This window comes from Cupriavidus cauae (assembly GCF_026210475.1).
GTDB classification, from domain to species: domain Bacteria; phylum Pseudomonadota; class Gammaproteobacteria; order Burkholderiales; family Burkholderiaceae; genus Cupriavidus; species Cupriavidus cauae.
In genome coordinates, this window is sequence record NZ_CP080294.1 from 1033582 (window position 1) to 1057967 (window position 24386).

Genomic DNA, 24386 nt, shown 5'->3' on the forward strand with positions numbered 1-24386 from the left:
GCGTGCGCCGCCACCGCTGGAGAGAACCATGCGAGTGGCCTACGTGACGACGTACGACGCTTCCGATCCCCACGCCTGGTCGGGATCGGCAAGCTATATCCCGCGCGCGCTGCGCAGCAGCGCGATCGAGACCGAGGTGATCGACAAGGTCGACGAGGGGCCGGTGCTGGCCTGCCTGCTGCGCGCCAAGGCGCTGGCCTATCGGCGGCTGTTGCGGCGCGACTACCAGCGCGACCGCTCGCCGACGGTGGCGCGCCGCTACGCGCAGCGCGTGCAGCGCCGCCTGGAGGGCGCGCACTGCGACGCGGTGCTCAGCCCCGGCACGCTGCCGGTGTCGTGCCTCGACACGGACCGTCCGATCGCGATCTGGACCGACGCGACCTTCGACGGCATGGTCGGCTTCTATCCCGGCTTCAGCAACTTCTGCAAGGAAACGCTCCGCGACGGCCATCGGCTCGAGCAGCAGGCGCTGTCGCGCTGCCGCCTGGCGATCTTCAGCTCGGAATGGGCCGCGGCCACCGCGCTGCGCCACTACGACGTCGATGCGGCCAAGGTCAAGGTGGTGCCGTTCGGCGCCAACCTCGAATGCAGGCGCACCTCGCAGGATATCGAGCGGATCGTGCTGGGCAAGGACTACCGCGTCTGCCGGCTGCTGATGGTCGGCGTGGACTGGATGCGCAAGGGCGGCGAGACCGCGCTGGCCGTGGCGCAATGCCTGAATCGCCGCGGCCTTCCGACCGAGCTGCATGTGGTCGGCTGCCGTCCGCCGTACGAACCACCCAGCTTCGTCAAGCTGCACGGTTTCGTGCCCAAGAGCACGGAAGCGGGCCGGCGCCACTTCGAGCGGCTGATGAGCGAGGCCCATTTCCTGCTGCTGCCCTCGACCGCCGAGTGCTACGGCGTGGTGCTGGCCGAGGCCAGCTCCTTCGGACTGCCGTCGCTGGCCACGCGGGTCGGCGGCATTCCGACCGCGGTACGCGATCGCCGCAACGGCATGACCTTCGAGCTGCAGGCCGATCCGGCCGAGTGGTGCGACTACATCGAGCGCGTGTTCCAGTCCGCGCCGCACTATGGCGCGCTCGCCCGCGGCGCGTACCGGGAGTACGCCGAACGGCTGAACTGGCGCAGCGCCGGCGAGCAGGTCAAGCAACTGCTGCGCAGCCATTGCGCCTAGCGGCACGCGCGGCCGCCACACTGCGCGGGCATCCCACGAAAAGTAACTTGACCTTTTATGAGGTCGAGGCAACAGTGCGACGCCATGTTGGACGCTACATTGTCTGCACAAGAGGACCTTTGGTTCGCAACACGTTGCAGGGCGATCGACGATGACTGAAAAGACCGTACTGGTCACCGGGGCGAGAGGCTTCTTCGGCGGTTACGTCGTGGAGCACTATCTTGCCGCGGGCTGGCGTGTGGTCGGCCTCGGCCACGGCAGCCCGGGCAGCGCCTGCGCCGGCCGCGTGGTCTGGCACCAGGCCCCGGTCAGTCTCGAGCGCCTGGAGCGGCTGGAGATCGAGCCGGATCTGCTGGTGCACTGCGCCGGCGGCGGGTCGGTGTCGGCATCGCTGCGCGATCCTTTCGGCGACCACGCCCGCACCGTCGACACGACCGCCGCCGTGCTCGAATACATCCGGCGGCATTGCCCACGCACCCCGGTGGTCTATCCGTCCAGCGCCGCGGTCTATGGCAACGCCGCGCATCTGCCCGCCAGCGAAGGCAGCACGGCGCCGCTGCGGCCGGCCTCTCCCTATGGCATGCACAAGTTGATGGCGGAGCAGTTGTGCGCGTCGTATGGCGCGCACTTCGGCGTGTCGGTGGCGGTGGTGCGCTTTTTTTCGCTCTTTGGCGAGGGGCAGCGCAAGCAGCTGCTGTGGGACGCATGCCGCAAGATCGGCCAGCGCGACGACCTCTATTGCGGCACGGGCGAGGAGAGCCGCGATTGGCTCCATGCCGAGGATGCGGCGCGCCTGGTGGCCGCGGTGGCGGCGCAGGCGTCGCCGGCCTGCCCGATCTACAACGGCGCCAGCGGCACGACCACCACGGTCAGGCAGGTGCTGACGCTGCTGTATCGGGACCTGGCGCCGTCGCGCCATCCGCGCTTTTCGCTGGCGGTCCGTCACGGCGACCCTTGCGACCAGTGCGCCGATATCGGTCATACGCTGAGCACCGGCTGGGCCCCGCAGATCCGGCTCGAAACGGGCGTGCGGCGCTATGCCCAATGGTTCGAGGCAGTGTGCGATGACTAGGGTCGGTTTCGTTTTCGCCTTCCAGGATCGCGGCTGGCTCGGCGGCATCAGCTACTTCCGCAACCTGCTGTGGGCCCTGCACACACTGCCCGGACGCACGATCGATCCGGTGATCCTGACCGGCGAGCGCACGCCGGCGGACCTGCTCGAAGGCATGCCGCCGCTGCCGGTTCATCGGACGGCGCTGCTCGATCGCCGCCGTCCGTGGTGGTACGTGCGCAAGGCCTGCCAGGCGGCAAGCGGCACGGACCTGCTGCTGGCCCGCTATCTGGCCCGCAACGGCATCGCGGTGCTGTCGCACCACAACCCGCTCGGTCCGCGCGCCGGCGTGCCGACGCTGGGCTGGATTCCCGATTTCCAGCATCTGCATCTGCCCCAGATGTTCTCCGCCGAAGAGATCGCGATGCGCGACCGCCTGTTCGCGTCCTTGTGCCAGGGCTCGGCGCGCGTGCTGGTCAGCAGCCACGCCGCGTGCCGCGATCTGCAGCGCTGCTTTCCGGCGCAGGCGCATCGCGCCCGCGTGCTGCAGTTCGTGGCCAACATGAATCCGCTGGCGCCGGCGCCGCCGGTGTCCGAGCTGGAGCGCCGCTACGGCTTTCGCGGTCCCTACTTCCATTTGCCGAACCAGCTGTGGCAGCACAAGAACCACGGCATCGTGGTCGAGGCACTGCGCCTGCTGAAGCAGCGCGGGATCGAAGCGCTGGTGCTGTCGACGGGCCAGACCGCCGACCATCGGCAGCCCGGCTATGGCCAGCGCCTGCTGGGCAGCGTCGAGGAGGCCGGCCTGCAGCGGAATTTCCGCTTTCTCGGCGTGGTCCCGCACGCCGATCTGGCCGGCCTGATGCGTGGCGCGGCCGCGCTGATCAACCCGTCGCGCTTCGAAGGATGGAGCACCACGGTGGAAGAGGCCAGGTCGCTGAACAAGCCGATCCTGCTGTCCGATATCGAGGTCCACCGCGAACAGGCGCCGCCACGCGGGGTCTTCTTCGCCCCGGACGATGCGCCCGCGCTGGCCGACGCGATGGCGCAGGCGCTTGCCTGTCCGGCTTCGTCCGAGCGCGACGCCGAGCAGGCGCGCCTTGCCCGCGACGACCTGGCACGGCGCCGTCGCCGCTTCGCCGAGACCTACCAGCAGATCGTGATGGAGTTGAGCGCCTGAGCGCCTGAGCAGTTGAACACCTGAGCTCCTGAGCTCGTGAGCGCGGCGTCGCGCCGCCGCGTCACCCTGCGCCGCGGCTCGGCGGTTCAGTCCCTGCGACTCAGCGTCCCTGCCGCTTGCGCGTGCCGATTGCCCGCGCCGGCGTACCGCCGTAGACGGTCCACGGCGTCGGCAGCGATTTGGTGACCACCGAGCGCGGCGCGACCACCGCGCCTTCCGGCACGGACACCCCCGGCGAGACGAAGCTCTCCGCGCAGATCCACACCCGCGGCGCCAGCGTGATCGGCGAGGCGATCAGCTGGAAGTTCGGGCTGTTGTAGTCGTGCGAGCCGGTGCACAGATGCGTGCCTTGCGACACCACGCAGTATTCGCCGATGTCGATGCGCTCGATGTTGTACAGCGTGACGCCGTCGGCCACGCCGGCATTGTTGCCGATGCGCAGATTCCACGGTGCCCAGATGCGCACGCCCGGGTAGACATGGACATGGCGCCCGAGCTGCGCGCCGAACAGCCGCAGCAGCGCGGCGCGCCAGGCGTGTGCGGGCCGCGGGCTGGGACGGAACAGGAACAGCCAGACCCAGTTCCAGATCTGCCGCTGCACGCGGTTCCCCAGCGAGAACGAGGGGCCCATGGTCGGATCGTCTTGCGTAATCAGCATCGGCTGTCCCGGTAAGCGCGCGGCGCGCATGGGACGATGGTGTGCCGGGACACGCCGACGGTCGGTGCGGCCGGTCACAGACCCCGCGCCGTGGATGCCCGGCGGCCTGGAATGGGACTTGCACGAGCGGTGGATCGTGCAGGAGACCATTCATGCGGATCCATCATCTGAACTGCATCTCGACTTGTCCGCTGGGCGGGCGCCTGATGGACGGACGTTCCCGTTCGATCCTCGAGCGCGGCGAGCTGGCCTGCCACTGCCTGCTCGTCGAGCTGCCGGAGTGCCTGGTGCTGGTCGATACCGGCATGGGGCGGCGCGACGTGCAGGACCCGCGCTCGCGCCTGAGCGGCTTCTTCCTGACGCTGTTGCGGCCCGATTTCCGCGACGAGATGACGGCCTACCGGCAGGTGGAGGCGCTCGGCTTCGATCCGCGCGACGTGCGGCACATCGTGCTGACGCATCTGGACTTCGACCACGCCGGCGGACTCGACGACTTCCCCTGGGCCACCGTCCACCTGATGGCGGCCGAGCGCGACTATGCGCGGCTGCAGCGCACGTGGCTGGACCGCCAGCGCTTCCGGCCGCAGCAGTGGTCGACGCAGGAACGCTGGCGCACCTACGCACCCGACGTCGGCGAGCGCTGGTACGGCTTCGACCGCGTCCGCACGCTCGACGGCCTGCCGCCCGAGATCGCGATGGTTGCATTGCCCGGCCATACCTTCGGCCATGCCGGCATCGCGGTGCAGGCTCAGGGCGAATGGCTGCTGCAGGCGGGCGACGCCTATTTCCATCACGGCGAGCTCGACCCGGTGCGGCCCTACTGCACGCCGGGGCTGCGCTTCTATCAATGGATGATGGAAAAGGACCGTGAGGCTCGCCTGGCGACACAACGGCATCTGCGCGAGCTCAAGGAACGGCGCGACGGCCATATGACGGTCTGCTGCGGCCACGACGTGGTCGAGTTCGAACGGCTGTCGCGGCGCTCGGCGCGCGTGCCGGCCCGCGCGTTTGCCACGGCGCCTTGACCGCCCCCGGGCGCCGATGACGCGCGATGCGCGCCGGCCCCAAATATGCAAGCCCGTGGAGCAATTTCTGCAAGCGCTGCAGCGCGGCGCAGGAGCCCCATGTTGCAGGTGGCTCGCAAATATCGGCATGCGGCTTGCGTGGCGAGCGGGTAGATCACCACGACAATCAGGAGGGACAGCATGAAACCACGAGATCTGCTGGTGGTGGCCGCGTCTTGCCTCGCGCTGGCGAGCCAGCTCGCGATGGCGCAGGGCCGCTCGAGCGGCGGCAGCGGCAAGGCAGGATCGACCGGCATGAGCGATAGCGCCGGCGCTGGCGCAGGTACCGCGGCCGACGCCAGCGCTCCCGTCAGCGGCGGTGCGCGCGGCGCGGTCGGCCCCGGACAGGGCGCCCAGTCGAGCGTGCAAGGCAGCGCGCAAGGCAGCGGGCAAGGCGGGGCCCAGGGCGGCGCGCAAGCCGGCGCCGGCGGCTCCCGTCAATCCCGCGCCGGCGATGTCGAGCATGGCGGCAGTCCGACCACCGGTTCGCCGTCGGGCGGACGTCAGCCTCCTGGCAGCGCGAAGGCCGCGCCCGGCGGCGGCACAGGGAAGACCGCGGGGAACAACGCGGGCAACACCGCTGCCAACAGCGGCGGCGACGCGACCAGCGGCAAGCCGGCGAGCGGCTCGCGCCGCGCCGGCGGCGTGTCCGACTCGACCCAGGGCAGCAGCCGCGCCAGCGCCGGCGGCGGCAAGGCCAGCACGCCGTCCGGGGCGACCCAGGGCAGCGGCACATCGGATCGCGGCACGGGCGGGGGCGGCGTGACCAGCGGCAGTGACCGCTGAGGCAAACGCCGCCCGAAACGCCCGAAACACCCGAAACGCCCGAAACGCCGTCCGTTACTCGGTGCCGACGCTCGCGGCCGGCACGCTGACCGCCGCGTGCTCGCCGCACAGGGCCTGCATCGCGGCCTCCCAGCGGCCCAGCACCGCGTCCCGGTCCAGATGCCGCTCGGCCCAGGCGCGGCCCGCCGCGCCGAGCGCGTCGCGCGTCGCCGGGTCGGCGGCCAGCGCGTCGATCGCCGCGGCAAGCGCGAGGCCGTCGCCCGGCGCGACCACGCGCCCGCAGCGCGCCGCCAGCCGGGCCAGCTCGGTGCCGGGATGCGCGGTCGCAATGACCGGCCGGCCGCTGGCCAGCATACCCGCCAGCTTCGACGGCAGCACCAGGTCGGCGGCATCGGCGCGCTGCGGCAGCAGATGCAGATCGGCGGCGGCCAGCAGCGCGGGAAAGCGCGAGGCCGGCTGCAGCGGCAGGAAACGGACCTGCGGCAGCCCGGCGCACGCCTGCTCGAGCGCGGCACGGCCCGCGCCGTCCCCGCACAGCACGAACCAGATGTCTGGCCGGTCGCGCAACTGGCGCGCGGCCTCGGCCAACACTTCCAGCCCCTGCTTGTTGCCCATGTTGCCGGAGTACAGCGCCACCGTGGCATCGGGCGCAATGCCCAGCCGACGCCGATAGAGACTGCCGCGGCCGGGCTGGATCGCGCGCAGGTCGACCCAGTTCGGAATCAGTTGCGTGCGTGCGGCCGGCGCGCCCTTGTCGCGCGCCAGCCGCAGCATTGCCTCGGAGATCGTCGATACGCGGTCGAAACCGGCCATCGCATGACGCTCCAGCCCATAGGCGAGCCTGCGCAGCAACGGCTGCTTCAGCAGTCCGAGCGCGAAGGCGGCATCGACCTCGTAGTCCTGCACATGCAGCCAGGTCTTCGCACCGGTCCAGCGGCCGAGCAGCAGCGCGGCGGGGCTGCACAGCAGCGGCGGCTCGACCACCATCACCACGTCCGGACGCCAGCGCCATTGCGCCAGCAGGCAAGGCAGGCTGCTCAGCGCGAAGCTGGCCAGATGCAGCACGCGCTTGAGGCCAGACGGCCGGCGCGGCACCCAGATCGGCGCGCGCCATACCTGCACGCCGTCGTGTTGCTCGCGCCGGTATTGCCAGGCGCGGTAGCCGGCGCCGACACGCCAGGCCGGATAGTAGGGCGGGGCCGTGACGACGCGCACCTGGTGGCCGCGCGCGGCGAACCAGCGAGCCTGTTCGCCTGTGTACTTGCCGATGCCGGTCAGCTCGGGAGCGTAATTGAGGCAGTACAGCAGGATCTTCATCGGCGGGACCTGCGCGGGCTCAGCGCAGCGCGACCAGCCGCGGCTGGCGCCGCGGCGGGCTCTCCAGGCGGCCGCTTTGCAGCGCGTCGCGATAGGCCAGCCGCAGTCCGTCGACCAGCGACACGGTCGGCTTCCAGCCGGTCGCCTCGATCCGGCGCGAGTTCAGCCGCTTGCGCGGCGTGCCGTCGGGTTTGCTGGTGTCGAAGCGGATCGCGCCGCGAAAGCCCACGGTGTCGGCGATCAGCTCGGCCAGCACGCGGATGCTGACCTCGTCGGGGCTGCCCACATTGAAGAAACCCGGCGCGCCGGCGTGGTTGCGATATTCCTGCTGCGGCAGCGCCATCAGGTGCACGCAGGCCTGGCCGAGATCGTCGGCGTAGAGGAATTCGCGCAGCGGCGTGCCGGTGCCCCACACCACCACCTCGCTCGCGCCGCTCTGCTTGGCCTCGTGGAAGCGCCGCAGCAGGCCGGGTATCACGTGGCTGTTCTCCGGGTGGTAGTTGTCGCCGGGGCCGTACAGATTGGTGGGCATCGCGCAGCGGAAGTCGGTGCCGTATTGCCGGTTGTAGCTCTCGCACAGCTTGATGCCGGCGATCTTGGCGATGGCATACGGCGCGTTGGTCGGCTCCAGCGCGCCCGTGAGCAGCGCCGCCTCGTCGATCGGCTGCGTGGCGAAGGCCGGATAGATGCAGCTCGAACCGAGGAACAGCAGCCGCTTGACGCCCGAGCGCCACGATTCATGAACGACGTTGGCCGCGATCAGCAGGTTCTGCTGGATGAACTCGGCCGGATAGGTGTTGTTGGCATGGATGCCGCCGACACGTGCGGCGGCCAGGTAGACCTGATCGATGCGCTGCTCGGCGAAGAAGGCGCGTACCCTGGCCTGGTCGCACAGGTCCAGTTCGGCATGCGTGCGGGTGATCACGGTGATGTCGGGACGCGCGCCGAGCGCGCGCACGATGGCGCCGCCGACCATGCCGCGATGGCCGGCAACGAAGATGCGTTGTGGAGGCTGATTCATGGCTGTGACACTGACTGTGGATCGGCGAAGTGGGCCACCGGCGTGGCGGTCGGGCGAGGATCGGGAACGCCGGGCTGCACCCGGAAGGGCGTGCACTGGACGGACTCTAGCGCGCGATCCCGCTTCCGACTGTGGGCTTGCGCACATTGGCGCGGGGCGGCTCGAACCGGTGTGCGCCATCGAACGGAAAACATGCTTACCCCCCGGCATCGTGCGGCCATGCGGGTCCGTGGGCTCGCGGGTCCGGATGTCCGGTTCCGCCCTGGTCCCGCACGGCATACCCGCTCACCGACTCAGAAGGCGGTCAGACCATGCAAACCACCTCGACCCTGCCGATCGGCGCCCGCACCAGCCACGCCGCCCTGCTGCTGTACCTCGGGCTCGGCGCACTGTGTGCGATCAAGCTCAATGTGATCGGCGAAGTGTACGTCGGCGAATTCATCGCGGCGGCATACGGCCTGGCGATGCTGTCGACGCTGCGGATCGAGCGCGGCTATGCCACCTTCCTCGGCCTGACATTGATGTGGGCGTTCGCCCAGGCGCTGTCGGACCTGTCCAACAGCACGCCGCTGACCAGTTCGATCAAAGGCGTGCTGGCGCCGGGCGTGTTCTTCCTGACGGTGTTCGCGATCGGCACGCACTTCAGCCAGGGCAGTCCGAAGCGGATCTGGTATTTTCTGATCGGCGCCGCGCTCAGCGAGATCTTCAACGTGAGCCGGGCCCCGACCGAGGAGATGCTGTACAACCCCTGGAAGTGGGGTTATGCGACGCCGGTGCTGATGCTGCTGCTGTGCTATCTGGCGCTGGCACGCGCCGGCGCGCTGCGCATCGCGCTGTGCATCCTGGCCTATTGCGCCGTGTCCGCGGCGTTCGACTTCCGCAGCGCGGCGGGGCTGCCGCTGCTGGCGCTGGTGATCTACCTGCTGCGCCGTAGCGCCGTGGTTGCGTGGGTGCGCAGCCTGACCAATGCGCGCGGCGGCATTCCCTTGCTGTTCGGCGTACTGGTGCTGGTGATCGCGGCGCTCAACGCGCTGTTCTCGATGGTCTTCGCGCATGCCGGCGAGTTCGGCTTCCTCACCCCCGAAGCCGCGCACAAATACACCGTGCAGGCCACCAGCGAGCTCGGCATCCTGTTCGGCGGCCGCTCGGAGATCCTGATCTCGATGCGCGCCTTCCTCGATGCGCCGCTGCTCGGCCATGGCTCGTGGGCGATCGACCGCAACGGCTACCAGGACGCCTACAGCGTGATGGTCTACCAGATGGGGGCCGCGCTCGACGACAAGATCGTCGTCACCGACGACACGCTGATTCCCGCCCACTCCTTCCTGATGGGCGCGCTGATCTGGAGCGGCCTCGTCGGCGGCCTCTACTGGATCTGCATGTTGGCCCGCACGCTGTGGTTGTTCGTGCGCAATATTCCCACGCTGCCGATCTTCTTCTATGTCGGCACCGCGCAGTTCGTCTGGGACGTGTTCTTCTCGCCGTTCTCGGCGGACCACCGCTGGGAGTCCGCGCTGTTCCTCGGCATGCTGTTCGCCTGGCACCATGCCTCCCGCAATCGCCAGCTGCGGAGCGTGCAATGAAATTCAGCGTGGTGACGGTCTCGTTCAACCAGGCGCGGTATCTGGAGCAGGCGATCCGTTCGGTCACGGGCCAGCGCGGTTGCGAGATCGAATACATCGTGGTCGATCCGGGCTCGACCGATGGCAGCCGCGACATCATCGCGCGCCATGCCAGGTCGATCGACCATTGCATCCTCGAGCCCGACAACGGCCCCGCCGACGGCCTGAACAAGGGCTTCGCGGCGGCGACGGGGGAGATCTTCTGCTACCTGAACTCCGACGACCTGTTCCTGCCGGAGGCGTTCGCCAAGGTGGCCGCCTACTTCCGCCGCTATCCGTCGTCCGACGTGATCTGCGGCAACGGCTACGTGATCGACGGCGAGGGCGCACTGGTGCGGCGCGTCTACTCCGACCGCTTCGGCCTGCGGCGCGCCGCCTATGGCGCCAGCATTGCGATCCAGCCGTCGACCTTCTTTCGCGCCGAGACCTATCGCGCGGTCGGCGGCTTCAATGTCGAGAACCGCTCGAACTGGGACGGCGAACTGGTGGTCGACATGGCGCTGGCCGGAGCCACCTTCCGCAATGTGCCCGACTTTCTCAGCTGCTACCGCGTCTACGCCGAGTCGATCACCGGCTCGGCGCGGATGGCCGAGGCGCACCGGCAGTTCGAGCAGCGCATGTTCCGCAAGATTCTGGGGCGCGATCGCCGCCGCTACGACGATCTGGCGTCGGCCTGGTTCCGCGTGACCAAGCATCTGGCCAATCCGCGCGCCGCCTATGAGCGCGTGGTACGCGGCCCCGTGTTCGGGAGGCAGTCATGATCCGGAAAGTGCTGGCGGCCGTCTCGATCGGCCTGCCGTGGCCGCTGCGGCGGCGGCTGCTGAACCGCTTCTGCGGCGCGCGCATCGATCCGAGCGCGCGCATCGGCTGGTCGCTGGTGCTGTGCGACGAGCTCGAGATGGGGCCGCACTCGCACATCGCCCACCTGACGCTGGTCAAGGGCATCCGCCGGCTGAGCCTGGGCGAGCATGCCATTCTCGGCAGCCTGAACTGGGTGTCGGGATTCCCGCAGGGGCTGACCGATTCGCCGCATTTTCGCGATGCCGCCGACCGCGACCCGGCACTGGTGATCGGCCGGCATGCCGCGATCACCTCCCGCCATATCCTCGATTGCACCGACACCATCACGGTTGGTGCGTATTCGACGGTGGCGGGCTATCGCAGCCAGATCCTGACGCACAGCGTGTCGATCCGCGAATCGCGCCAGCGCTGCGCGCCGGTGACGATCGGCGCCTACTGCTTCGTCGGCACCGGCTCGATCCTGCTGCCCGGCGCGGCACTGCCCGACTACAGCGTGCTGGCCGCCGGCGCGGTGCTGAACCGCAGCATGGCGGCGCCGCACATGCTGTACGGCGGCTGCCCGGCGAAGGCGGTGCAGGAACTGCCCGAGGACCTGGCTTATTTCCGGCGCGAGGAAGGGTATATCGTCTGACGGTGCGCACGGCGCCCGATGTCAGATGCGTCGTCCCCGCGCCCGCGGGGGACCCGGCGGCTCGCGAAGACGCCCGAATCTCCGCATCCGCCGCGCATCCGCCGCCTGCATCCGCTGCCTGCATCCGCCGCCCGCATCCGCCGCCCGCATCCGCCGCCCGCATCCGCCGCAATGACAGCCAACGAGGGGATGATCCTTTCAGGGCTTGACCGGTTCAGAGCTTGACCGGTTCAGGGCTTGGCCAGCACCCCGGCCAATCCGTGCCGAGCGAAACCGTGTATCAGCGGCAGCAGCGCCAGCAGGATCAGCAGCTCGGTGGCAAGCACGCCGAACGACACCGCCGCCTGGCCCAGCAGCTTGCCGCCCGCCACCGCGATCAGCAGACCGGCGGCGTTTGCCGCCAGATACACCAGCGACAGCCGTGCGTGGTTGTTGGTCGAGGTCACCATCACCGATGCCGTATGCCACAGCGAATTGACCACCGCGGCCGCCAGCAGCCAGCTGTAGTCGGGATGGATCGGCGCGATCTTGCCATGCGTCCACAGCTGGCAGATCCATTCACCGGCGATATACAGGAACACGCCGCAGGCACCGGCCAATCCCACCGAGGCGCTGAGCGCATGACGGAACAGGGCGCGCAGCGCGCGCGCGTTGCGCTGGCCATAGAGCCGGCCGATCTCGGGAGACAGCGACTGGCTGATCAGCTGGCCCAGCTGGTAGGGGATGCGCGAGAGCGTGCGCATCGCGCTGAAGTAGGCGACGAAGGCGGGACCGAAGACAAAGCCCGCGCACAGCACCATGCCCTGCATATTGAGGGCGTTGCCGATCGGGAAGGCATTGAGCGCCAGCGCGGGCAGCAGCATCTCGCGCAGTTCGGCTCGCGAAAACGCCGATACGCCGGCGCGCGCCCATGCGGCCAGGCGCACCATCCGCACATACGTCACCACCACCAGCAGTACCCGCACAATAGCCAGCAGCGTCAGCAGCAGCAGGAAGCCGCCATCGAACAGCAGCACGCCGGCGGCGAGCGCGACGAATTCGAGCAGCCGGAACAGGTTCAACCACATGATGGCCTCGGCGTAGCGCCCCACGCTGTAGAACACGCCGTGCGACAGCAGTGCAAACATGTAGCCGACCACGTAGATCGCGATCATCAGCATCGCCAGCACCGCCGCGCCGCCGGCCAGGCCGGTCCATCCCTCGATCGCGTCGCCGAAGGCGGCGCCGGCCAGCATCGCCATCCCGCCCAGCACGGCGCCGATCGACAGCAGCAGCACCAGCGTCGACTGGTAGCACACCACGGCGGCGCGCTGGTTGCCCGCCGCGATGCTCATATTGATGCGATTGACCGCCACGCCGGTGAAGCCCAGGTCGGCGAGCCCCAGATAGACCGGTACCGCAATGACCATCAACCAGGTGCCGTAGCGCTCGGGACCCCAGGCCGCCAGAAACAGCGGCACGCTGAGCAGCTGGGTCACGATGGTGACCACCTGCCCCAGGGCGTTCGCGCCGATGCCGCGCAATATCCGCTCCACGCTTGCCTCTTCCTTTGCGCGGCCCGGGCGCCGCCGAAGCAGGCCCGGGCCGCCATTCATGCGCCGGCGCGCCGGCGCGCACCGCCGCACTTACGCGGTTGCCATCACCCCATCATTCGTGGTGATCGTAGGCGCGGAAGCCCGCCAGCTTGCACAGGGCGTCGCGCCGTGCCGCCGCGTAGTCGGCACCGATCATCTCGCGCACCAGTTCGTCGAAGCTGGTGGTCGGCGACCAGCCCAGCCGCTCGCGCGCCCGGGTGGGGTCCCCCAGCAGCGTGTCGACCTCGGTCGGGCGGAAGTAGCGCGGATCCACCCGCACGATCACGTCGCCGACCTTGCGCCCGGGCGCCAGCTGGTGGCGGCTGTTGTCGATCGCGTCGATCACGCCGATCTCGTCAACCCCGCTGCCTTCGAAACGTACCGTGATGCCCAGTTCGGCGGCGGCCCGCTGCACGAATTCGCGCACGCTGTGCTGCTCGCCGGTGGCGATCACGAAGTCCTCCGCCTGTGCCTGCTGCAGCATCATCCATTGCATCTGCACGTAGTCGCGCGCATGGCCCCAGTCCCGCAGCGAGGACAGGTTGCCCAGGTGCAGCGTGTCCTGCAGGCCCAGCGCGATCCGCGCGATGGCGCGCGTGATCTTGCGCGTCACGAAGGTCTCGCCGCGCAGCGGGCTCTCGTGGTTGAACAGGATGCCGTTGCAGGCGTACATGCCGTACGCCTCGCGGTAGTTCACCGTGATCCAGTACGCGTAGAGCTTGGCGGCCGCATACGGGCTGCGCGGATAGAACGGCGTGGTTTCCTTCTGCGGAATTTCCTGCACCAGCCCGTACAGCTCCGAGGTCGACGCCTGATAGAAGCGGGTGGTCTTTTCCAGGCCGAGGATGCGGATGGCCTCGAGCAGCCGCAGCGTACCGAGCGCGTCGGTGTTCGCGGTGTATTCCGGCTCCTCGAACGAAACCTGCACATGGCTTTGCGCGGCCAGGTTGTAGATCTCGTCCGGCTGCGATTGCTGCACCACGCGCACCATGCTCGCGGTATCGGTCATGTCGCCGTGGTGCAGGAACAGGCGGCGGTCGGGCGCCTGCGGGTCCTGGTACAGATGGTCGATGCGCTCGGTGTTGAACAGCGAGCTGCGGCGCTTGATGCCATGGACCTCGTAGCCCTTGGCCAGCAGCAGCTCGCACAGATAGGCGCCGTCCTGGCCGGTGATGCCCGTGATCAGCGCACGCTTGCGGCGTGCGCCGCTGCCGGCCGATGCCTCGTCGTGCTGCCGCGGCTGGAGTTCGAGATCGCCGGCCGCCAGCGGGCCGAGCGGTTGCAGGTCAAGTGCGCCCATAAATGTCTGCCATCCTGATGATGTCATCTTCGCCAAGGTACGAGCCGGACTGGATCTCGATCAGCTCGAGCGGGATCCGGCCGGGATTTTCTAGACTGTGGGTCTCGCCGATCGGGATATAGGTGGACTGATCCTCGGTCAGCAGGAATTCGACGTCGCCGCGGCGCACACGCGCGGTGCCCGACACCACCACCCAGTGCTCGGCGCGGTGGTGATGCTTCTGCAGCGACAGCTTGGCGCCGGGTTTGACGCTGATGCGTTTGACCTGATAGCGCTGGCCATGGTCGACGCTGTCGTACGACCCCCAGGGCCGGTAGACCTGCCGATGCTGCGTCGCCTCGGGGCGTCCCTGCGCGCGCAGCGTTTTGACCAGCTGCTTGACGTCCTGCGCATGGTCCTTGTGCACGACCAACACGACGTCGGGCGTCTCCACCACGATCACGTTTTCCAGTCCCGCCACCGCCACCATCCGATGCGAGGCATGGACCAGGCAATCGCGCGCGCCGTGCGTGACCACATTGCCGACCGCCGCGTTGTTGCCTTCGGTCTTCTCGGCCGCCTTCCACACCGCATCCCACGAGCCGATATCGCTCCAGTCGGCGGCCAGCGGCGCCATGCGCCCGTCGCGCAGATGCTCCATCACCGCGTAGTCGATCGAATCGGACGGGCACGCGCCGAAGGCATCGGCATCGAGCCGGCAGAAGTCCAGATCGGATTTGCCGCGCGCCACCGCCTGTTCGGCGGCACGCAGGATGTCGGGCGCGAACTGCCGCAGCGCATCGAGATAGACCGAGGCGCGGAACAGGAACATGCCGCTGTTCCAGAAGCAATTGCCTTCGCCGAGGAAGTCGGTGGCCTGCTCCAGCGAAGGCTTCTCGACGAATCGCTTGACCGTCATCAGCGCGCCATCGTTGGTCGGCACCGCCTTGATATAGCCGTAGCCGGTCGCGGGGAAGGTCGGCACCACGCCCAGCGTGGCGACGGCGCCCGCGGCGGCGGCCGCGCTGGCCGCGGTGACCGCGCTCGCGAACGCGGCGTGGTCGCGGACCAGATGGTCCGACGGCAGTACCAGCAGGATCGGATCGTCGCCGCCCGCCTGCGCCTTGATCGCGGCGACCGCGGCCGCCGGCGCGGTGTTGCGCGCATGCGGTTCGAGCAGGATTGCCGCGGGTTCGCAGCCGATCTCGCGCGCCTGTTCGGCAACGACGAAGCGATGCGCTTCGTTGCTGACGAGGATCGGCGAGCCGACGCCATCGATGTCGCGCACGCGCAGCAGCGTGTCCTGCAGCAAGGTATGCTCGCCGAGCAGACGCAGGAACTGCTTCGGATGGCCGTCGCGCGACAGTGGCCATAACCTCGAGCCGGTGCCGCCACACAGCACCACCGGTACGATTCGATTCTCGCTTGCCATGACACCTCCAACCGGCCGCTGCACGCGTGCCGATGCGATTGGGTGAAACCGTCAGGGCAAGTGTATCGACCGCTGTCCCGCAGCAATGTTTGTTAGGCAACAGAGATCGACGGTCGCCGTCTGGCGCCGCAGGTGGCGCAGCGATGACAAAAAGGGGCCGGCGCAATGGCCGGCCCTTCGGGGCTCAAACAAAAAGAGTGGATGGGGGCGCTTCTCTCGTTCCAGCGAGACAGCGGGCGGGTTTATCGCACCCAGTGTCCCGGCCGCATCACCCAGCCGTGCGGCCCGCGCACCCAGCGCTCGGGCACATAGCGGTAGCCGGGGCGGGCGCGTTCCCAATGGCCCGGTTGCCATACATAGCGCGGACCGGCGGCACGCCAGTAGCCCGGCACCCAAACCTGTCCCCGGCGTGCGGCCCGTGGCGCTTCGTAGCGCGGCGGTGGCGGCGCGTCACGGCGATAGCCATGGTCGCGATCGTAGCGATGGCCGTCATGCGCCTGGGCCGGCGACACGAGGCCGAAGGCCGAGCCGGCGGCGAGGGTGGCGAGCGCGAGAATCAGAGGGCGGGTCATGAGGTACTCCTGGTCCGGGTAACAAGCTGGGCGTTGCGGTGATGCACTGCGATGCGGTTCGGGGCCGTTGGCGCGGCCGCAATTCCATCAATAGCGGTGATGGCGATGGTGATGCCCGTGCCCATGTCCATGCGGCACGACGATGCAGGCGGACAGCATGGCGGCGGTGGCGGACAGCAGCACGAGGATGGAGAGGGTTCGTTTCATCTGTGGGCTCCTTGGCGGGGCGCGTTGAACATGGCTGCAATGTAGCGGTGCCCCCGCTGCGGCGGCCGTTGCACTTGTAAGGCACTCTCACAGCGCCATCGCGTCGCCGCGGCCGCGTCGAGCGACGGCGTCGATTGGCGTATCTCCTTGCGCGGCAAGGCTTTTTCGCCAGGATGAACGCGTGTGGAATCGCCGCGCCGCGTTGCGCGTGCGTAATGTGGCGTTACATCGGAAATGAATGCGGGCAGGGCGGCATGCCGATCGGCACGCCGAGCCTGCGAATTGGCCAGCGAATCGGCGAGCAAATCGGCCAGCGAACAGGTCAGCGAACAGGCCAGGGAACAGCCAGTAAGTCGGCCGTTGAATCGGCCAGGGAATCAGCCAATCAGCCGGGGAACCCGCCGTGGGCGCGTCAGTGCGCCGTGCTGGTGTACTCGATCTCGAGCCGGTAGGCGACCGCGAGGAACAGCGATTGCGCCAGGCACAGCGTGCTGGTCAGCGAGCGGAAGCCGAAGGTCGCGCCGTCCTGGACCTGCAGCAGCACGCTGGCGTGTTCGGCCAGCGGGCCGAGCGCGCTGTCGCTCAGTGCGACGATGCGCGCGCCCTGCGCGGCGGCGGTCCGGACGCACGCCAGCGTTTCCTCGGCATAGGGCGCGAACGAGACCGCGATCATCACGTCGCCCGGCTGGATGGCGCGCAGCTGGCCCTGCTGCATATGCCCAAGGCCATTGAGCCACTGGATCGGCTTGCTGGTGTGCTGCAGCGCGTAGGCGAGGTAGGCGCCCACCGGGAAAGCCCGTCGCGATGCCACCAGCCAGATCGACGGCGCCTCGACCAGCATCTCGACGGCCTGGCCGAAGCGTTCGCCGTCGACCTCGCGCTGCAGGGCCTCGAGGCTGTCGAGGCTGCCCGCGATGACCTCGTGCGCGATGTCCGCCGGCGCCAGCGGACCGCCCTTGCTGCCGATCAGCGCGCGCAGCCGGTCGCGATAGTCCCGATTGGGCGCCAGCTGCCGGGCCGCCGCGGCGCGGAACAGCGCCTGCATCTGCGAATACCCCGACAGTCCGAAATGCTTGGCGAAGCGGACCATGGCCGAAGGCTGCACGCCGCAATGGCGGGCCGACTCGTTGACGCCGTCGAGCACCAGCTGCTCGCGATGGCTCTCGACGTACTGCGCGATCGCCTTGAGCTGCTTGCTCAGTTGTGGGAAGCCGGCGCGCACGGCGGCCAGGAATTGATCGGCGTCTGCGTAGGGAAGGGATTCGCTCATCGGTGTTCGGTGCCGCCGCGCTGCCTCTCCGGCGGCAGCATCGTGCAGGCCGCATGTGGAGAGACAGGCATTGAATTGGAATTTATTTTCTCACACAACAAAAAACAGAACAAATTTTCTATTCTCGCGCTATCATCGCTTCCATCGCTGGCGCAGCCGCTCGGTCCCGATCCACGGCAGCGACCAAGACAAGACAAGACAGCAGACAGAGACAGCACCTCCATGCGCACCCTCCCATTTCCCGATCAGCGCGATTTCGATGTGGCCTGCCTTGGCCGGCTGGCGGTCGATCTCTATGCGCAGCAGATCGGCTGCAGCCTCGAGGCGGCCAGCACCTTCGCCAAATACCTGGGCGGCTCGTCGGCCAATATCGCCTTCGGCACCGCGCGGCTCGGCTTGCGCTCGGCGATGATTTCGCGCGTCGGCAACGAGCAGAACGGGCGCTTCCTGCTCGACACGCTGCGCCGCGAGGGCTGCGACGTCAGCCGGGTGCAGATCGACGCCGCGCGGCTGACCGGCATGGTACTCCTGGGCATCAAGGACCAGGACACCTTCCCGCTGCTGTTCGCGCGGGAGAACTGCGCCGACATGGCGCTGGATGCCGAGGCCATCGACGCCGCCTTTCTGGCCCGCTGCCGCAGCCTGGTCATCACCGGCACGCATCTGAGCACGCCCGGCGTGCTGGCCGCCTCGCGGCGCGCCCTCGAGATCGCCGGGCGCCACGGCGTGGTGCGCGTGCTGGACATCGACTACCGCCCGGTGCTGTGGGGCCTGACCGGCAAGGGCGACGGCGAGACGCGCTATATCGGCAATGCCGAGGTCAGCCGCCACCTGCAGGCGCAGCTCGGCGCGTTCGAACTGATCATCGGCACCGAGGAGGAATGGCTGATCGCCGGCGGCGTCGAAGGCGACCTGATGGCCAGCCTGCGCCAGGTGCGCGCCTGCACGCAGGCCACCCTGGTGGTCAAGCGCGGACCGCTCGGCTGCACGATCGTCACCGGCGAGATTCCGCCGACGCTGGACGATGCGCTGACGGTGCTGGGCGAGCGGGTCGAGGTGCTCAACGTGCTCGGCGCCGGCGATGCCTTCGCCTCGGGCCTGCTCGCCGGCCTGCTGCGCGGCAAGGACTGGCGCGAATCCGCTGCCATCGCCAATGCGTGCGGCGCCATCGTGGTGTCGCGGCACGGCTGCGCGCCGGCGATGCCTACGCCCGCCGAGCTGGCGCACTGGTTCTCCGGCCATCGGCATCCGCGGCCGGACCGCGATCCGACGCTGGCCCATCTGCATCGCGTGTCGGCGCCGCGCCAACCGTGGCCCGAGCTGTACGTGCTGGCCTACGACCATCGCTCGCAATTCGAGGAGCTGGCGCGCGCGGCAGGCGCCAACGTGGCCGAGATCCCGCGGCTCAAGCGGCTGATCAACGAAGTGGTGGCCGAGGTCGAATGCGATCCGGGCTGCGGCGGCAAGATCGGCGTGCTGATCGACGGCCGGCTGGGCGAATCGGCGCTGCATCAGGCCACCGGTCGGGGCTGGTGGGTGGGCCGCCCGATCGAGCTGCCCGGTTCGCGGCCGTTGCGCTTCGACGGCACGCGCTCGCTCGCTTCCGAGCTGGCGCACTGGCCGCGCGAGCAGGTCGTCAAGTGCCTGGTGTTCTATCACCCGGACGATCCGGCCGCGCTGCGCGCGGAGCAGGACGACTACCTGCAGGCCGTATGGGAAGCGACCCGCCACAGCGGCCACGAGCTGCTGCTCGAGGTCATTCCGCCCAAGGACACGCTGGCACCGGATGACCGGGGCGAAGCGGTGGTCCGCGCGATCCGCCACTTCTACGACATCGGCCTGAAGCCGGAATGGTGGAAGGTCGGCGCGATGTCGGCAGCGCAATGGCAGGCGCTGGACCGGCTCGTGCAGGAGCGCGACCCCTGGTGCCGCGGGGCGGTGATTCTTGGCCTGAACCAGCCGCTCGAGCAACTGCTCGATGGCTTCGCGCAAGCCAGCTCGCCGCTGGTCAAGGGCTTCATGATCGGCCGCTCGGTATGGGCCGAGGCGAGTCTTGCGTGGCTGCGCCGCGAACTGGACGACGACGCCTTCCAGGCAAGGGTCGCCGCCAACTTCCGCCGGCTCATTGCAGGCTGGCGCAGCACCCGGCCCGCGCCCACGGGCGACAGCACCACACGGGAGGCAGCATGAATCCGAGGTCGATGCGCAACACCGGCAGCCTGCTGGTCAAGGCCCAGCCGGGCCGCCATATCGTCGACATCACGCCGCAGTCGGCCGGCTGGCGCTATATCGGCTTTCGTGCAATCCGGCTCGACGCCGGCGAGGCCGAAGCGTTGTCCACCGGCGCGCGCGAGCTGTGCATCACGGTGTTGTCCGGGCAGGTCGACGTGGTGGTCGGCACGCAGCGGTTCAGCGCGCTGGGCAGCCGCCGGTCGGTCTTCGAAGAGCAATCGCCGTATGCCGTCTATGTGCCGCCGGGCCGCGACGTGCAGGTCATCGCGCGCGATGCGGCGGAGATCGCGTTCAGTACCGCACCGGCCGAGGGCCGCCTGCCGTGCCGCGTGATCGAGCCCGCGCAGATGCGGCGCAGCGTGCGCGGGCAGGGCGCCAACACCCGCCATGTCTGCGACATCTTGCCCGAGAGCGAGGCTGCCGAATCGCTGCTGGTCGTCGAGGTGATCACGCCCGCGGGGCATTCGTCCAGCTATCCGCCGCACAAGCACGACAGCGCCGACGCGAGCGACCCGATGGCCGAGACCGCGCTGGAGGAGGTCTATTACCACCAGCTCGATCCCTCGCAGGGTTTTGCCTTCCAGCGCGTCTATACCGACGACCGCAGTCTGGACGAGGCGATGGCGGTCGAGCATCGCGATGCGGTGCTGGTGCCGCGCGGCTATCACCCCTGCACCGCGCCGTACGGCTACGACCTCTATTACCTGAACACGATGGCCGGGCCCGAACGGCGCTGGGCCTTCCGCAACGACCCCGCGCACGAGTGGCTGATGGCGCCGCGCTGAGGCGCCGCGCCAACGCCGCTCAAACGTCGCTGAAACGCCGAACCCGCTTGTTCGCCGCCGCCGCGCGGCACCCGCTTCGCCATACGACAAGGGAACACCGCAGTTCCCGCCAAGACAGGAGACATCGCCATGAAGACCCGCATCCCCCGCGGCATTGCCCGCGCCTTCGCCGCGCTCGCCACGACGCTTGCCACGTCACTGGCCACGACGTTTGCCTGCGTGGCCCCGGCCGGCGCACAGACCTTCCCCAGCCAGCCCGTCAAATGGATCGTGCCCTATGCGCCGGGCGGTACCACCGACGTGATCGCGCGCAACCTGGCGCTGCGCATGGGGCAGGACCTGGGCCAGCCCGTGGTGGTCGAGAACCGGCCCGGCGCGGCCAGCATCATCGGCGCCACCGCCATCGCGCGAGCGGCGCCCGACGGCTATACGGTCGGCACCGCGGACTCGGGCACGCTGGCCTTCAACCCGGCGATGTATTCGAGCCTGACCTATGACGCGGGCAAGGACTTCACCTTCATCGGCGGACTGGGCCGGATGCCGCTGGTGCTGGCCGTGCATCCGTCCTTTCCGGCGAAAGACCTGAAGGAGTTCGTCGCGCTGGTGCGCAAGTCGCCGGGGCGCATTTCTTCGGCGTCGTCGGGGCCCGGCTCGCCGCTGCATGTCGCGCTGGAACTGTTCAAGCAGCGTACGCGTACCGACATCCTGCACGTGCCCTACAAGGGCTCGTCGCCGGCGCTGCAGGACCTGATGGCCGGCCAGGTGCAGACCATGTTCGTCGACTTGCCGCCGAGCCTGTCGATGATCCGCGCCGGCAAGATCCGCGTGCTGGCCGTGGCCACGCCCCAGCGACTGCCGATCCTGCCCGACGTGCCGACCATGGCCGAATCCGGCCTGCCCGAACTCGCGGGCTTCGAGGCCTATGCATGGCAGGGCTTTGTCGGCCCGGCCAAGCTGCCGCAGCCGGTCGTCGCGCGGCTCAACCAGGAACTGGTCGCCGCGCTGCGCCATCCGGGCACGCGCGCCAAGCTCGAGGAGCTTGGCATCCAGCCGATGCCGATGTCCGACGCGGAGTTCGGCGATTTCACGCGCAGCGAGCAGAAGCTGTGGTCCGGCGTGATCAAGGCCGCCGGCATCCGGCTCGATTGAGCGCGGCCTGCGCCGGTTCTCTCCTCGCTCCTGCTCTCGCTCCAGTCTTTACCGTACCCCGGAGTTTTCGTCATGAATGAACCGCTTCATCAACGCCGCGCCGTGCTGCGCGCGCTCGCTGCGATGTCTGCCACCGCGGCCTGCCCGGCGCTGGCCCAGGGCGGCGCCTACCCGTCGCGCCCGATCGAACTGATCGTGCCGTTCGCGGCGGGCGGCGGCACCGATGTGCTTGCGCGCGCCTTCGCCGAGGCCGCACGCAAGCATCTGCCGCAGAACCTGGTGATCCTGAACAAGTCGGGCGCCAGCGGCGCGGTGGGCTGGGCTGATCTGGTCAGCGCCAAGCCCGACGGCTATCGGCTGGCGGTGATCACGGTCGAGCTGACGATGATCCCGCATCTGGGTCTGGCCAAATTCACCGCCGACGACATGACGCCAGTCGCGCGCCTGAACGCGGACCCGGCCACCATCGCGGTGCGCGCCGATTCGCCCTTCACGACCATCGAGGCGTTCCTGGCCGCCGCCCGCAAGCAGCCCGATTCGATGCGCGTGGGCAATGCCGGTCCCGGCTCGCTCGGCCATCTGTCCGCCGCCGCGCTGGAGGACAAGGCCGGCGTGCGCTTCAACCATGTGCCGTTCCGCGGCGCGAATCCGGCGGTGCTCGACCTGCTCGGCGGACATATCGAAGCGGTGGCGGTGACGCCGGTGGAAGTCGCGACCTATGTGGCCGCCGGCAAGATCCGCCCGCTGGCGGTGATGTCGGAGCAGCGCATCAAGGCGGGCTGGGAGAACGTGCCGACGCTGAAGGAGCGCAACGTCGATCTGGTCATTCACGGCTGGCGCGGCATCGCGGCGCCCAAGGGCACGCCACCGGACGTGGTCGCCCGCCTGGGCAGCGCCATCGCCAAGACCATGCAGGACCCCGCGCTGCGCGAGACGATGGCCAAGCAGAACATGGGCGAAGGCTATCTGGACGAAGCCGCCTTCAAGCGCGTGATCGCGCGCGACAACGCTACCTTCAAGGCGCTGATCGAAAAACTGGGGATCAAGACCTGATCGGAAGTCCGGGCCGGCCTACGCAGAAACGGGTACGGTCGGCTTCGGCAGCGCGGCTGCGGTACGCAGAAACGGGTACGCATCGTCGTGCAGTGTGCCCCGTTGCAGCGGCCATGCGGGCGAACTGGTGGCGTCGGAAAGAGAAGAAGGAGCGCCGATGTGGCCGAAGGCGAAGACCGAAGCCTTCGCCTTCGCAGGCAGCCATCAGACCCGGCTCGGCATCGCCAGCAGATACCGGCGCGGATCGAAGCGCGTGGTGGCCAGCATCACCAGCACGACCGCGGCGAGGTGGTACCACCAGGCGGTGGCGAAGCTGCCGGTTGCGTCGTGCAACACCGCCGCCAGCCACGGGGCGCAGCCGGCCAGCAGGAAGCCGCCGCCCTGCATCAGCGCGCCGAGCGCGGCGGCGTCTTCGGGGCGGGGCAGGTGGTCCAGCGCGACCACCAGGTAGAGGGAGAAGCAGCCGCCGAGGCCGGCGCCGCCGATGATGGCCCATGCGGGCGGCGCGAGATCGGGCCATCCGGCCAGGCCGGCGAAGCCGATCGCCTGCAGGGCGAGCGCCAGCCATGCGCGGCGATCCGGGCTGCGGGCCGCCAGCGTCGGCAGCGCCAGCGCGGCAACGGCCTGCGCCACCGACATCACCGCGATCAGGCCGCCCGAGGCCGGACCGCTCCAGCCGCGCTCCTGGTAATAGGCGGCGAGCCACGCGATCAAGGAGGCATAGCCGCCGTTCATCACGCCGAACGAGGCCATCAGCAGCCAGGTGCGTGGGCGCTTGAGCAGGCGCAGCACCGGAATCGCGGTTGGGCGGCCGGCTTTGGCTTTGGCGCTGGCATCAACGGTGTCCGTCGCGTTCGCTTTGGCTCTGGCATCAAAGACGTCGTCGGCGTTGGCCCTGGCATCGGCGACGTCGCGGCAAGACATCGCTGGCTCGACGGCCGCATCGCGGGGCAGCGTCCGCCACGCGAGCAGCCATCCAACCCATGCGGGCAGCGCCCACACCGCCAGCCCCGCATGCCAGCTGCCGCTCAGCCCGGCCATCCACGGCGTCAGCTGCGCGCCGAGCGCGCCGCCCGCCATCAGCGCGGCCGAATAGAGGCCCATCACCATCGCCATCCGTGCCGGAAACTGGCGCTTGACGATGGCCGGCAGCGCCGCCTGCGCGGCCGCCGTCCCGAGGCCGCACAGCGCGGCCGTGGCGATCAGCGCCGTGCCGCCGGGCCACGCGAGCCGCAACAGCGAACCGATGCCGACCAGTGCCAACGCGAGCAGTACCGCGCGCCGCTCGCCGAGCCATCGGCGCATCGCCGGCGCGAGGCAGGCGCCGACGCCGATCAGCACCATCGGCAGCAGCGTCAGCCACGCCATGCCGCGATAGTCCAGGCCGGTGCTGTTGCGGATGACCGGCGCCAGCGGGCCGATGCCGGTCAGGAAGGGACGCAGGTTCAGGCCGGCCAGCACGATGGCCGCCAGTGCCCAGCCCGGCGCGCCGATGCCGCGCCGGCCGGTGGGGACTTCAACTGCCATG

At 69.2% G+C, this 24386-nt stretch carries 21 protein-coding genes; 12 read left to right on the plus strand and 9 right to left on the minus strand.

Features of this window, described 5'->3' with window-relative positions; genetic code table 11:
• Window positions 1-28: 28 nt before the first annotated feature.
• The 3 genes from KZ686_RS19965 to KZ686_RS19975 all read left to right on the plus strand — a co-directional run bounded on the left by KZ686_RS19965 (window position 29) and on the right by KZ686_RS19975 (window position 3405).
• Window positions 29-1174 carry a glycosyltransferase family 4 protein gene (locus KZ686_RS19965; RefSeq protein ID WP_226106913.1) on the plus strand — a complete coding sequence of 382 codons (1146 nt, stop codon included), beginning with the start codon at window positions 29-31 and terminating at the stop codon, window positions 1172-1174.
• A gap of 151 nt (window positions 1175-1325) precedes the next feature.
• Window positions 1326-2246: an NAD-dependent epimerase/dehydratase family protein gene (locus KZ686_RS19970; protein ID WP_150082809.1), complete on the plus strand. Its 921-nt coding sequence runs from the start codon at window positions 1326-1328 to the stop codon at window positions 2244-2246.
• The gene (locus KZ686_RS19975; protein ID WP_265635164.1) at window positions 2239-3405 is read left to right on the plus strand and encodes a glycosyltransferase family 4 protein; all 1167 of its coding nucleotides are present in this window, start codon (window positions 2239-2241) and stop codon (window positions 3403-3405) included. Before KZ686_RS19970 ends, KZ686_RS19975 begins: the two co-directional genes overlap by 8 nt.
• A 100-nt stretch (window positions 3406-3505) precedes the next feature.
• On the opposite strand, the gene KZ686_RS19980 is transcribed toward KZ686_RS19975, so the two are convergent.
• Entirely contained in the window at window positions 3506-4063 is a 558-nt protein-coding gene (locus KZ686_RS19980; RefSeq protein WP_265635166.1) for an LbetaH domain-containing protein, read from the minus strand.
• A gap of 152 nt (window positions 4064-4215) precedes the next feature.
• Between KZ686_RS19980 and KZ686_RS19985 the strand changes: the two genes are divergently transcribed.
• Window positions 4216-5088 carry an MBL fold metallo-hydrolase gene (locus KZ686_RS19985; protein ID WP_150082807.1) on the plus strand — a complete coding sequence of 291 codons (873 nt, stop codon included), beginning with the start codon at window positions 4216-4218 and terminating at the stop codon, window positions 5086-5088.
• Window positions 5089-5268: 180 nt separating this feature from the next.
• A complete protein-coding gene (locus KZ686_RS19990; RefSeq protein WP_265635168.1) occupies window positions 5269-5913 on the plus strand; it encodes a hypothetical protein in 645 nt (214 codons plus the stop codon).
• Window positions 5914-5967: 54 nt separating this feature from the next.
• On the opposite strand, the gene KZ686_RS19995 is transcribed toward KZ686_RS19990, so the two are convergent.
• Both KZ686_RS19995 and KZ686_RS20000 read right to left on the minus strand, forming a co-directional pair.
• Window positions 5968-7230: a glycosyltransferase WbuB gene (locus KZ686_RS19995; RefSeq protein ID WP_265635170.1), complete on the minus strand. Its 1263-nt coding sequence runs from the start codon at window positions 7228-7230 to the stop codon at window positions 5968-5970.
• Between the two features lie 19 nt (window positions 7231-7249).
• Window positions 7250-8251, minus strand: a complete 1002-nt coding sequence (locus KZ686_RS20000; protein ID WP_149318564.1) for a GDP-L-fucose synthase family protein — start codon at window positions 8249-8251, stop codon at window positions 7250-7252.
• A gap of 311 nt (window positions 8252-8562) precedes the next feature.
• On the opposite strand from KZ686_RS20000, the gene KZ686_RS20005 reads away from it, so the two are divergent.
• The 3 genes from KZ686_RS20005 to KZ686_RS20015 are packed head-to-tail and all read left to right on the plus strand — an operon-like array spanning window position 8563 to window position 11305.
• Entirely contained in the window at window positions 8563-9834 is a 1272-nt protein-coding gene (locus KZ686_RS20005; protein ID WP_149318563.1) for a hypothetical protein, read from the plus strand.
• Window positions 9831-10634, plus strand: a complete 804-nt coding sequence (locus tag KZ686_RS20010) for a glycosyltransferase family 2 protein (protein ID WP_150084717.1) — start codon at window positions 9831-9833, stop codon at window positions 10632-10634. Before KZ686_RS20005 ends, KZ686_RS20010 begins: the two co-directional genes overlap by 4 nt.
• Complete coding sequence (locus KZ686_RS20015) at window positions 10631-11305, plus strand: acyltransferase (RefSeq protein ID WP_006577967.1); 675 nt, start codon at window positions 10631-10633, stop codon at window positions 11303-11305. Before KZ686_RS20010 ends, KZ686_RS20015 begins: the two co-directional genes overlap by 4 nt.
• Before the next feature lie 230 nt (window positions 11306-11535).
• Here KZ686_RS20015 and KZ686_RS20020 read toward each other — a convergent pair whose 3' ends face one another.
• The 5 genes from KZ686_RS20020 to KZ686_RS20040 all read right to left on the minus strand — a co-directional run bounded on the left by KZ686_RS20020 (window position 11536) and on the right by KZ686_RS20040 (window position 17639).
• On the minus strand, window positions 11536-12840 hold the full coding sequence (locus KZ686_RS20020; RefSeq protein WP_149318561.1) for a lipopolysaccharide biosynthesis protein: 1305 nt from the start codon (window positions 12838-12840) through the stop codon (window positions 11536-11538).
• Window positions 12841-12952: 112 nt separating this feature from the next.
• Window positions 12953-14179 (minus strand): GDP-mannose 4,6-dehydratase, encoded by a 1227-nt coding sequence (gene gmd / locus KZ686_RS20025; RefSeq protein ID WP_265635175.1) that lies wholly within the window; start codon window positions 14177-14179, stop codon window positions 12953-12955.
• Window positions 14166-15590, minus strand: coding sequence for a mannose-1-phosphate guanylyltransferase/mannose-6-phosphate isomerase (locus tag KZ686_RS20030; RefSeq protein WP_265635177.1), 1425 nt, complete (start codon window positions 15588-15590; stop codon window positions 14166-14168). The genes gmd and KZ686_RS20030 overlap by 14 nt, the downstream gene beginning before the upstream one ends.
• 242 nt (window positions 15591-15832) lie before the next feature.
• A complete protein-coding gene (locus KZ686_RS20035; RefSeq protein ID WP_150084720.1) occupies window positions 15833-16162 on the minus strand; it encodes a YXWGXW repeat-containing protein in 330 nt (109 codons plus the stop codon).
• Window positions 16163-16781: 619 nt separating this feature from the next.
• Complete coding sequence (locus tag KZ686_RS20040) at window positions 16782-17639, minus strand: MurR/RpiR family transcriptional regulator (protein ID WP_149318557.1); 858 nt, start codon at window positions 17637-17639, stop codon at window positions 16782-16784.
• A 222-nt stretch (window positions 17640-17861) separates the two neighbouring features.
• Here KZ686_RS20040 and KZ686_RS20045 point away from each other — a divergent pair, with 222 nt between their 5' ends.
• The 4 genes from KZ686_RS20045 to KZ686_RS20060 all read left to right on the plus strand — a co-directional run bounded on the left by KZ686_RS20045 (window position 17862) and on the right by KZ686_RS20060 (window position 22858).
• Complete coding sequence (locus KZ686_RS20045; protein ID WP_265635179.1) at window positions 17862-19829, plus strand: bifunctional 5-dehydro-2-deoxygluconokinase/5-dehydro-2-deoxyphosphogluconate aldolase; 1968 nt, start codon at window positions 17862-17864, stop codon at window positions 19827-19829.
• Entirely contained in the window at window positions 19826-20656 is an 831-nt protein-coding gene (gene iolB / locus KZ686_RS20050) for a 5-deoxy-glucuronate isomerase (RefSeq protein ID WP_265635181.1), read from the plus strand. The genes KZ686_RS20045 and iolB overlap by 4 nt, the downstream gene beginning before the upstream one ends.
• 129 nt (window positions 20657-20785) lie before the next feature.
• Window positions 20786-21805 (plus strand): Bug family tripartite tricarboxylate transporter substrate binding protein, encoded by a 1020-nt coding sequence (locus KZ686_RS20055; protein WP_265635183.1) that lies wholly within the window; start codon window positions 20786-20788, stop codon window positions 21803-21805.
• A 72-nt stretch (window positions 21806-21877) separates the two neighbouring features.
• The gene (locus KZ686_RS20060) at window positions 21878-22858 is read left to right on the plus strand and encodes a tripartite tricarboxylate transporter substrate binding protein (protein WP_150084723.1); all 981 of its coding nucleotides are present in this window, start codon (window positions 21878-21880) and stop codon (window positions 22856-22858) included.
• 204 nt (window positions 22859-23062) lie between these two features.
• Here the strand turns inward: KZ686_RS20060 and KZ686_RS20065 are convergent, their stop codons facing one another.
• Window positions 23063-24385, minus strand: a complete 1323-nt coding sequence (locus tag KZ686_RS20065) for an MFS transporter (RefSeq protein ID WP_265635185.1) — start codon at window positions 24383-24385, stop codon at window positions 23063-23065.
• Window position 24386 lies beyond the last annotated feature (1 nt).

Bases quoted from the DNA above. Each gene is read 5' to 3' on its own strand.
- KZ686_RS19965 (WP_226106913.1), top strand. From the start codon at position 29: ATGCGAGTGGCCTACGTGACGACGTACGACGCTTCCGATCCCCACGCC.
- KZ686_RS19970 (WP_150082809.1), top strand. From the start codon at position 1,326: ATGACTGAAAAGACCGTACTGGTCACCGGGGCGAGAGGCTTCTTCGGC.
- KZ686_RS19975 (WP_265635164.1), top strand. From the start codon at position 2,239: ATGACTAGGGTCGGTTTCGTTTTCGCCTTCCAGGATCGCGGCTGGCTC.
- KZ686_RS19980 (WP_265635166.1), bottom strand. From the start codon at position 4,063: ATGCTGATTACGCAAGACGATCCGACCATGGGCCCCTCGTTCTCGCTG.
- KZ686_RS19985 (WP_150082807.1), top strand. From the start codon at position 4,216: ATGCGGATCCATCATCTGAACTGCATCTCGACTTGTCCGCTGGGCGGG.
- KZ686_RS19990 (WP_265635168.1), top strand. From the start codon at position 5,269: ATGAAACCACGAGATCTGCTGGTGGTGGCCGCGTCTTGCCTCGCGCTG.
- KZ686_RS19995 (WP_265635170.1), bottom strand. From the start codon at position 7,230: ATGAAGATCCTGCTGTACTGCCTCAATTACGCTCCCGAGCTGACCGGC.
- KZ686_RS20000 (WP_149318564.1), bottom strand. From the start codon at position 8,251: ATGAATCAGCCTCCACAACGCATCTTCGTTGCCGGCCATCGCGGCATG.
- KZ686_RS20005 (WP_149318563.1), top strand. From the start codon at position 8,563: ATGCAAACCACCTCGACCCTGCCGATCGGCGCCCGCACCAGCCACGCC.
- KZ686_RS20010 (WP_150084717.1), top strand. From the start codon at position 9,831: ATGAAATTCAGCGTGGTGACGGTCTCGTTCAACCAGGCGCGGTATCTG.
- KZ686_RS20015 (WP_006577967.1), top strand. From the start codon at position 10,631: ATGATCCGGAAAGTGCTGGCGGCCGTCTCGATCGGCCTGCCGTGGCCG.
- gmd (WP_265635175.1), bottom strand. From the start codon at position 14,179: ATGGGCGCACTTGACCTGCAACCGCTCGGCCCGCTGGCGGCCGGCGAT.
- KZ686_RS20030 (WP_265635177.1), bottom strand. From the start codon at position 15,590: ATGGCAAGCGAGAATCGAATCGTACCGGTGGTGCTGTGTGGCGGCACC.
- KZ686_RS20035 (WP_150084720.1), bottom strand. From the start codon at position 16,162: ATGACCCGCCCTCTGATTCTCGCGCTCGCCACCCTCGCCGCCGGCTCG.
- KZ686_RS20040 (WP_149318557.1), bottom strand. From the start codon at position 17,639: ATGAGCGAATCCCTTCCCTACGCAGACGCCGATCAATTCCTGGCCGCC.
- KZ686_RS20045 (WP_265635179.1), top strand. From the start codon at position 17,862: ATGCGCACCCTCCCATTTCCCGATCAGCGCGATTTCGATGTGGCCTGC.
- iolB (WP_265635181.1), top strand. From the start codon at position 19,826: ATGAATCCGAGGTCGATGCGCAACACCGGCAGCCTGCTGGTCAAGGCC.
- KZ686_RS20055 (WP_265635183.1), top strand. From the start codon at position 20,786: ATGAAGACCCGCATCCCCCGCGGCATTGCCCGCGCCTTCGCCGCGCTC.
- KZ686_RS20060 (WP_150084723.1), top strand. From the start codon at position 21,878: ATGAATGAACCGCTTCATCAACGCCGCGCCGTGCTGCGCGCGCTCGCT.
- KZ686_RS20065 (WP_265635185.1), bottom strand. From the start codon at position 24,385: ATGGCAGTTGAAGTCCCCACCGGCCGGCGCGGCATCGGCGCGCCGGGC.